This is a genomic window from Bacillus cereus group sp. BceL291, from assembly GCF_051776705.1.
GTDB classification, from domain to species: domain Bacteria; phylum Bacillota; class Bacilli; order Bacillales; family Bacillaceae_G; genus Bacillus_A; species Bacillus_A cereus.
Window position 1 is genome coordinate 1 of the sequence record NZ_JBPWAP010000129.1, and the last position, 8,819, is coordinate 8,819.

The following is an 8,819-nucleotide window of genomic DNA, read 5'->3' on the forward strand; positions in this document are numbered from 1 at the left end:
GGTTTATTTGGTATGCCCATTTTTAAAGATACCAAATATTTCGAGAGTTTTTTGGTTATATGAACGAAAGTTCATTGTGTTTCCATTCTTAAGTGGATAGGCATGGGGTATTCACACCACTTTGGCGTAAAATAGGGGCTTTAATTAAAGAACACAATTTACGAATAAGTTTTCATCCAAATCAATTTACGCTATTTACAAGCGACAAGCCACATATTACTACTAACGCTATTACGGATATGACTTATCATTATAAAATATTGGATGCTATAGGCATTGCAGATTCTTCTTACATTAATATTCATGTAGGTGGAGCCTATGGAAATAAAGAAAAGGCAATTGAGCGCTTCCATGAAAACATAAAAAAACTTCCTACACATATAAAAAAACAAATGACTCTTGAAAATGATGATAAAACCTATACAACCGCTGAAACTTTATCAATTTGCCAAAAAGAAAATATCCCATTTGTATTTGATTATCATCATCATATGGCCAATCTTTGCGAAGAACCACTAGAAGAGTTGCTTCCTGCAATTTTTGAAACTTGGTCACATACAAATATCTCTCCTAAAGTTCACATTTCCTCCCCGAGATCGGAAAAAGAATTTAGGGCCCATGCTGAATATATCGATTTAGAGTTTATTAAGCCCTTCTTACACATTGCGAAAAAAAACAATCATAATTTCGATATTATGATTGAAAGTAAACAAAAAGACTTAGCACTATTCCAATTAATAGATGAACTTTCTGCTATAAGAGGAATGAAAAGAATAGGTGGTGCAAAGTTACAGTGGTAAATTGTAACTTTGCACCATTTTTTCAAAAAAGTAATTTTTATAGTAAAAAATATTCTATTTTATATGCTATTATTTAAATTAGCATTTTCTCCCCAAGATTCAACTTTATTGAAACGGAGTCACAATATGATTAATCAAAAAAAGTATATACAATCTGTCATAATATACATATTTATATTTGCTCTTTGGATATTCCTTATACCAAATGAGTCGAATATAAAAGAAATCGGGATTCTTTTCTTATTCTGTTTCGCTGCACTTTTTTCTTGCTATTGCTTATGTAAAGCGATTAGAAAAATGACGCATGGTGATAAATTATTTTGGATTTTATTATTATGTACTTGTCTATGCGGGTTAGCTATGGAGATAACTTTATTTCTTCCTTCACTTTCTATTCATAAGCAAGTTATATTCTCATATAAAGCATTACCTTTTTTTATCATACAATATGTTTTACTCTTTGTTGGATTTGCTATAAAGTTTATAAAAATTTACTCTATTAAGGGTCTTGCTCAATTTTCATTCGATAGCATCTTTATTGTTATTATGAACATTTATTTCACTTTAACTTTTATCTTGGACCTTTCAAGCTTCCGTATGTTAACAAAGGAAACTTGGATTTTAATTGGCTATTTTATTGCACAATCATTAGTAATTTACGCCGTTATTAGTCTTTATAGAAGAGAACAATATTCTTCTAGTAGAATCGCATTAATTATCGGTTTCACTATTATACTCGTATACGGTTACATTCATCTGTTTCAATTAAATTTTGGGATGAAAACTTCTCCTGAATTTAATTATTTAATACACACTGCTTCTATTCTATTAATTGGACTTTCTTCCATACTATATATCTTGGATAAACCAATGCAACATGAAACGAAAGCAAAATATTATCGATTCGATTATGTACGTTTTATACTACCTTATTTTAGTATAATTATTACTTTTTCCTTTATTATCATTCAACCTTGGGATGATAAATTTATGTTAATTGGTCTCGTATTATCACTTATTTTGTTATTCTTGCGGCAACTTTACATGTGGAAAGATAATCAAGCACTAATCCTTACATATGAACAGTTGACTACACAACTAGAGGATGAAGTTGAAGAAGGTGCATTTGCATTATCAAAAAGTGAACAACGCTATAAGTCTTTATTCGAAGATCATCCCGATGCCGTTTTCTCTTTAAATATGAATGGCATTTTTCAACAATCTAATAAGGCTTGCGAAAGCTTATTTACTGCCTATTATTTCCAAGTGGCAAGCTATTCTCTGGTACACTTCATTGATTCAAAAGACCACGAACTACTAAAGAAGGCTTTACAAATTACAAAGGAAGGTAGGCCACAAACGTTAGAAGTTCGGACAAAAGAACAAGAAGGCTATTATTATTATCTTCATATTACACTTATCCCTACTTTTATAAACAAAGAAGTGGTCGGAATGTTTGGGATAGCACGTGATATTACCACCTTATATGAAAAACAAAAACAAGTAGAACATTTAGCCTTTCACGATGCACTTACTGGATTACCAAATCGCCGAAAGTTCGAAAAAGATTTAAAAGCCATTTTAAATACAGCTCAAACTAACGCAAATGATGTCGCCGTCATATTCCTTGATTTAGATCGATTTAAAAAAATTAACGATAGACTTGGTCATGACGTCGGAGATTTATTATTAATTGAAGTAGCAAAAAGATTACGCGGTTGCTTGCGTTCAAAAGATATCGTCGCTCGTCAAGGTGGAGATGAGTTTACAATTCTATTACCAGAAATGTACTCAGAAAAAAGTGCAATTTTTATAGCTGAACAGATTTTAACTATTTTAAACAAACCATTCTTCATTCAAGGCGAAGAACTCTCTATTACACCAAGTATCGGAATTGCGATGTACCCTGATTATGGAACTGATGTAAATGAGTTAATGAAAAATGCTGATATGGCTATGTATCGTGCGAAAGCAAATGGAAAAAACAGATTTGTTTTCTTCTCAAAAGAAATGAGTATCGCTCAAAATGAAATTCAATTCTTAGAAGGTGAACTTTCAAAAGCATTACAACAAAATGAATTTTTCCTTGAATACCAGCCACAAGTAAGCACAAAAACAAAACAAATTATCGGTTTTGAAGCATTAATACGTTGGAAGCATCCAAAACTCGGTATCGTATCTCCTGCCCAATTTATCCCTCTAGCAGAGGAAACTGGTTTTATTATTGAACTTGGCAATTGGATTTTACGTACTGCCTGTTTAGAAGCAAAAAGATGGCATAATCAAGGTTTTTCTCACTTAAAAGTTGGTGTGAATTTATCTGTTGTTCAATTTAACCATGCAGATTTAATCCCAACTATTTCAAAGGTGTTGGAAGAGACAGAACTGAAACCAGAAGCACTAGATATTGAAATTACGGAAAGCATCGCAATTAATCAAAATCAATCTGTAGTTGCAAAACTAGAACAACTTCAAAATCTCGGTATTCAAATTTCAATCGACGACTTTGGTACTGGTTATAGTTCTTTAGCTTATTTAACAAAATATCCAATCAACACATTAAAAATCGCTCGAGAGTTTATTTGTGGAATTACAACTAGTCCTTTAGAAGAAGCAATTGTCTCTTCCATTATTACACTATCAAAAGAACTAAATTTAAAAGTGATTGCAGAAGGTGTAGAAACAGCAGAAGAATGGGAATTTTTACATAAACAAAATTGTGATCACATTCAAGGATTCTTTATTAGCAAACCTGTTTCTAGTAAAGACGTTTGGATGTTACTCCATAAAAAAACAACCGCCTAAGTAAGACGGTTGTTTTTTAATATTCAAAAGGTAAATCTTTAGCTAATTGTACCTCTTGATCGTTATGAGAAATTATATGGCTTTTCTCTAATGCCGTATCGCCTAATGAAATACCCCATGCCATCGCTAACGTTAATAAACTACCAATAAGTAATTTCTTCATATTCCATCACCCACATTTTTTATTTTAATATATCATGAAAATTTATCCCTATTATATGCAATTATGCATACCCATTTTTTAGGATATTTATCTACTGATTTTATTTACGAGCGCTTCTTTATATGCATGCATTTCTAATATATCAAAAAAGAAACTTGCCTTTTTATATGCATCTTCAACCTCTGCCTCATCGTACTCCAACTTTCCTAGACATTCACCTCTTTGATAATATAGCTGTCCAATTAATGCCATACTATTAATTCGGCATGATATTTCAATAGCTTTATTTACTTGATAAAGTGACTCTTCATATTGATTATCTAAATATAATGCTTTTGCATGATTATATCTTACCTTCACTTCAAATTCTTCATTATCATGCAATACATCTAATTGTTTTAATATATCTTCAAATAACTCAATACTCTTCTTAAAATAGCTATTTTCAGCATAAATATTTGCAATCGCATTTTCTATATAAAGATTTTGGTATACGTCTATTCCAGCTAACTGTTGATTTAACAATTTTTTCAATTCTAAAATACAATATTCGTAATCGATTTTCTTTAATATGTAAGCTGCTACATGATATTGCCATTGAAGAAACTGCTGAAATTCAGGATGATATTCTTCCTTTTTCAGCTCATTCCATACTTTATTATAAATTTCTTTATATCTTTTTTGCTTACAAAGCATAATGATTTGATCTTTAAACTGTTTTTTTCTTTCAATATCAGAATAAATGAGTACCTCATAAAAATGAATAATGGGAACTTGTAATTTTGCTGCGATACCTTGCAATATATCCATACTTGGGTATACCGCGCCCGATTCAATCCTGCTCACTTCCGATTGATGACATATGTTCTCGGATAACTGTTTCTGTGTTAATCCTCTCATCACCCTAATTTTCTTAATTTCACTTCCTAATTTTTCTGCGTGCATACTTACTCACCATCCCATTAGAACAATCTAATTTTTTGAGTTGTCATACCACTACAATAATGTGAATTCGACAATTTTTGATATGAAATAATGCATAATATATATAAAATTCGGCAAATTTTTCATACAATTCATCTCACATACAATAATAGATTAGGAGTGTTATAGATGAATTATAGAAAACTTGCTAGTGCTTTCGTTACATTCGGTCTTCTTTGCCCTTTATCAACAGAAGCTATTCATGCTCAAGAATTAGACAAAGGTGCAGTCAAAGTTGAAATTGCTCAGCCTGGTTTAACAATCGGTAAATTAACACAACCTCAAAATGATACGAAAGAAAATATTGCTAAAAAGTATTTAAAAGGTGAGGTAAATGGGGCGAAAGCTCAACAAGAACAAGTCACTACTGAAAAAAATGTAGATTTCCAACCTACAAATAAAGAAACCAAAGAAAATCAAACCGAAGTTCGCCTTGCACAAACATATAAAAACTATAAAGTATATGGCCAAGATCTCATTGTAAAAGTAGATAAAAATGGAGTAATCACAACTGTTAGTGGTAAAGTTGTTCAAAATTTAAATCAACAACCTAATCTTACTATAACAAATTTTTTGTCGAAAAATGAAGTAAAATCTAAATTACGCGATATAGTTCAAATTCCAAGTGATGCAGTTGAGACAGAATTCTCTAGCGAAACCGTTGTTTATAAGAAAAAAGATGGCTATTATACATTCGCAACTGTTATTACATTTACTTATGAAAACAATGAACAAATTATAAACGGCAATGCTATAGTTGATTTAAAAACTGGCGAAGTACTTTTCCAAGAAAAATTCATTAAAAACAAAGAGAATAAGACTATAAATCAAGTAACATCACCTAGATTATCCCCCGCAAGTGAGCAAGGAACTGGGAAAAATGCACTTCAAGAAAACATCTCTTTCAATATTGCCAAAGGAACTGATGGAAAATTTTATTTAGCGGATTTATCACGCGGAAATGGTATTTATATTTATAATGCAAACTACGCCGATTCCCTCGGGGGATATAGTCAAGCTGGTTATCCAGGGACACTAATTTCAAGTAGTACTCCTAATTTTGCAGATAAAGAAGCCGCGGGCGCTATGAAGAACATGAGTGATATTTACGATTACTTTAAGAAAGAACATAATCTAAAAAGTTACGACAATAAAGATTCAAAAGTTGTCGCTAGTGTACACGGTTTTGATTCTACTGAAGTTAGTGATGGTGTAAAAGAAGACTATGTAAATGCATTTTGGCATCCCGCTTGGAACCAAATGGTATTTGGTGATGGTTTAGACGGAAAACTAACATCCGCTCTTGATGTAACAGCTCATGAATTTGGACATGCTGTATTTAGTGGCACGACGAAAAATAAAGTCGTGAGATATCCAAGCGCTGAAACATCTGCACTAAACGAGGGATTAGCGGATTTCTGGGGTACACAAATCGAATATTACGTAAAGAAAGATAAAGGAAACTGGATTATGGGCGATACATTAGGTGGCCTAACAATTCGTGATATCCCAAGGGAAATTGGTGACGGCGGTCATAAACTATATACAAATTTACAAGATTTCTATAACGATGGTAATAATCAAGAATCACACGTGAATTCTGGTATTATCAGTCACGTATTATATCAATTAGCTGAAGGTAAAACATATAACAGTGTTGCTGTCCAAAAACAAGGCAATGAAAAAGTAAGTAAAGTTGTTATGCGTGCATTGCAAAATTATGCAACTTCCGCTGAAGACTTTGAATCACTTCAATCTCACATCGTACAAGCTGCAAAAGATTTATATAGCACTGCCGTATCAAATGAATTTGCAAAGGCATTTGAAGCACACGGTTACAAACCGTTACAAAAAGTAAATCAAGTAATAGAAGTACAATAATTATAAAAAGAAGGTTACCTCTCATAGGTAACCTTCTTTTTATATCCAACCCTTTTCTTCCGCAATTGTAATTGCTTCAATTCTATTTTTCGCATCAAGCTTCGCTAATACTTCAGAAATATAATTACGTACTGTACCCGGCGAAAGATAAAGTGCCTTCGCAATTTCGTTTGCCGTCTTTCCTTCTTTCGCAAGCAACAATACCTCCTTTTCGCGATCTGACAACGGATTTTGCTCCTGCCATAGGCCGAACATTAAATCTTGGGAGACCTCTCGTTTTCCCTTCATTACATTACGAATTGCTGCCGCTAAATCTTCACTTGGGCTATCCTTTAATAAATAGCCGTGCACACCAGCTTTCATTGCTCTTTCAAAATATCCCGGCCGTGCAAATGTTGTTAAAATCATTACTTTGCATGATGATTTTTCTTTCTTTAACGCTTCAGCAACATCTAATCCACTTTGAATCGGCATTTCAATATCCATAATACTTATATCCGGTTTTAACGATTCAATTAATTTTAGCGCCTCTTCCCCGTTTGCCGCTTGTCCAATTACTTCGATATCATCTTCTAGATCAAGCAGAGCCCCTAACGCACCACGAAGCATCCGCTGATCTTCTGCAATAATAATTCGGATCATGCCCTCACCTCATCTTTTCCTGTTCTAATAACAACTGGAACTTTTACTGTTAACAACGTCCCTGGATTGATTGTACCTAGTTCAACAAATCCATCAATAAGAGCAATTCGTTCTTTCATGCCGCGAATACCATTTCCATCATGATTTTGATCTGTTAAACCAATTCCGTTATCTTCTACTTTCAAAATTAGTTCACCTTGTGATTCTAATACAGAAACTGCGCACCGCGTCGCCTTACTATGTTTTACAACATTTGTAACGGCCTCACGTAAACACATCCCGACAATATTTTGTTCAATTGGTGATAACGAGCTCGATCTTGCTTCTTGCCTCACTTCTAATTCAATATTAGCTGCTTGTAAGATTGCTTTTATTTGCTCTAGCTCTTCTTCTACCGTAATCATACGCATATCAGAAATTAATTCTCTCAGCTGTTTTAAGGCTGTACGAGACGTTTGTGTAATTTCCTTCGCTTCCGCACTTGCACGCTCCGGATTTTTCACAATTAACTTCTCTACAAGCTGGCTTTTCAAAGTAATAAGAGATAACGTATGCCCTAATGTGTCATGAAGATCTCTTGCAATCCGCTGCCGTTCTTCACGTTTTACTAAGTCTTTAATTTGCTCGTTCGCCTCATCTAATTGATTTCTTAACATCTTTTTCTGATTAAAATTACGCATACCAAATGGCGTAAGAAGCATTAAAATAAACATCGGGACGATATTTACTAAACTTGTTGGTGTTAGTTGATTCATATTTACAAATACAAATGCTCCAAGCATTACAGCTAACAAACAGAGTAATACCCGAAATACTTTCTTACTTGGTGCAAATCCCATCGCACTTGCCGTGAAAAAGCCAAAGAATATCATGAAGGGATTATAAAATAAAGCAAATAAAAAGATGAGTATCATTTGAATGCATGCCCATAAAATAAACGTCTTCTGAACAAAATATAGCTGACGGTATGTGATAATAAAAAGTATCAACATACCGCTTCCTAGCACAAGCTTCCATCCTGATGCTTGTGCTAAATGGTAAATTGGAAATAATAAATAAACAAGCCACATGTACGGAAAAAATCCCATATGTTTCGGAAAAATCTCAATCCTCTTCTTCTCTATCATTTATACCGCTTCCTGTCTTTTTCTTATATATATTGATACTACAACAAATATAAGGAAATAACCTCCTAATACCGCGATATTTTCCCATCCAATTGATTTTCCAGCTACAATATCCCACGCACCACTTCCGAAATGGTATGTTGGTGTCCATTCACCAATCGTTCTTAATATTTTGGGGAATACTTCAATCGGCATCCATAACCCGCCAACTATAGCTAAACTCATATTTAAAATATTTGCTAAGCCAGCAGCTGCGTCCGCCTTCTTAATGGAACCTATTACTGTTCCTAACGCTAAAAATGGTGTTACCCCATGCCCATCAACTTAAGAATCTAGACTACCCCCAAGTGTAAAAAAACGTTATTCTTTCTAAAAAGCTAACTAGAAAGGATGACGTTTTTTATGAATCTTTCGATT

The 8,819-nt window shown here is 33.3% G+C and carries 6 protein-coding genes and 2 pseudogenes; 3 read left to right on the top strand and 5 right to left on the bottom strand.

The window, feature by feature from the left end; translation table 11 throughout:
- Nucleotides 1-95: 95 nt before the first annotated feature.
- Nucleotides 96-800 (top strand): annotated as a pseudogene (uvsE, locus tag ACS2CR_RS32415) (UV DNA damage repair endonuclease UvsE); the annotation flags it as partial.
- A 126-nt stretch (nucleotides 801-926) separates the two neighbouring features.
- On the top strand, nucleotides 927-3,605 hold the full coding sequence (locus ACS2CR_RS32420; protein WP_153603072.1) for a DUF4084 domain-containing protein: 2,679 nt from the start codon (nucleotides 927-929) through the stop codon (nucleotides 3,603-3,605).
- A gap of 16 nt (nucleotides 3,606-3,621) precedes the next feature.
- Here the strand turns inward: ACS2CR_RS32420 and ACS2CR_RS32425 are convergent, their stop codons facing one another.
- Together ACS2CR_RS32425 and plcR are read right to left on the bottom strand one after the other, a co-directional pair.
- Complete coding sequence (locus ACS2CR_RS32425; protein WP_000734730.1) at nucleotides 3,622-3,768, bottom strand: quorum-sensing peptide PapR; 147 nt, start codon at nucleotides 3,766-3,768, stop codon at nucleotides 3,622-3,624.
- A gap of 87 nt (nucleotides 3,769-3,855) precedes the next feature.
- Nucleotides 3,856-4,713 carry a transcriptional regulator PlcR gene (gene plcR, locus ACS2CR_RS32430; RefSeq protein WP_000542919.1) on the bottom strand — a complete coding sequence of 286 codons (858 nt, stop codon included), beginning with the start codon at nucleotides 4,711-4,713 and terminating at the stop codon, nucleotides 3,856-3,858.
- A gap of 168 nt (nucleotides 4,714-4,881) precedes the next feature.
- On the opposite strand from plcR, the gene ACS2CR_RS32435 reads away from it, so the two are divergent.
- Entirely contained in the window at nucleotides 4,882-6,633 is a 1,752-nt protein-coding gene (locus ACS2CR_RS32435; RefSeq protein WP_016111032.1) for a M4 family metallopeptidase, read from the top strand.
- Between the two features lie 39 nt (nucleotides 6,634-6,672).
- Here ACS2CR_RS32435 and ACS2CR_RS32440 read toward each other — a convergent pair whose 3' ends face one another.
- The 3 genes and pseudogenes from ACS2CR_RS32440 to ACS2CR_RS32450 all read right to left on the bottom strand — a co-directional run.
- Nucleotides 6,673-7,275: a response regulator transcription factor gene (locus ACS2CR_RS32440; RefSeq protein WP_000619244.1), complete on the bottom strand. Its 603-nt coding sequence runs from the start codon at nucleotides 7,273-7,275 to the stop codon at nucleotides 6,673-6,675.
- Nucleotides 7,272-8,402, bottom strand: coding sequence for a sensor histidine kinase (locus ACS2CR_RS32445; RefSeq protein ID WP_000570626.1), 1,131 nt, complete (start codon nucleotides 8,400-8,402; stop codon nucleotides 7,272-7,274). The genes ACS2CR_RS32440 and ACS2CR_RS32445 overlap by 4 nt, the downstream gene beginning before the upstream one ends.
- Nucleotides 8,403-8,714: pseudogene (locus ACS2CR_RS32450) on the bottom strand (ABC transporter permease); the annotation flags it as partial. It abuts the gene before it with no gap.
- Nucleotides 8,715-8,819: the final 105 nt, after the last annotated feature.